Origin of the sequence: Salmonella sp. SAL4457 (assembly GCF_046548235.1) — a bacterium.
GTDB lineage: Bacteria > Pseudomonadota > Gammaproteobacteria > Enterobacterales > Enterobacteriaceae > Salmonella > Salmonella enterica.
On sequence record NZ_JBGDZO010000416.1, the window covers coordinates 1 to 275 of the forward strand.

Sequence of the window (275 nt, forward strand, 5' to 3'; positions counted from 1 at the left end):
TTGCCGTAGACCTCCGAAGAGTTGCGCACCTCGGGTAGCATCGAGCGGGGAATGTCGAGCACCTCGAGCATCCGTGCGTCCCAGTCGCGGCTGTGGATATTGAACAGCATGGTCCGCGAGGCATTGGTGTAGTCGGTGACGTGGACCTTGCCTTCGGTGAGCTTCCAGATCAGCCAGGTGTCGATGGTGCCGAACAACAGGTCGCCGTTGCGCGCGCGTTCGCGGGCGCCTTCGACGTTGTCGAGGATCCACTTCAGCTTGGTCCCGGAGAAGTA

The 275-nt window shown here is 61.5% G+C and carries 1 protein-coding gene; it reads right to left on the reverse strand.

Features of this window, described 5'->3' with window-relative positions; all coding sequences use genetic code 11:
• The coding region (locus ACLJNW_RS24870; protein WP_410961313.1) for an FGGY family carbohydrate kinase at positions 1–275 on the reverse strand (275 nt) is incomplete at both ends.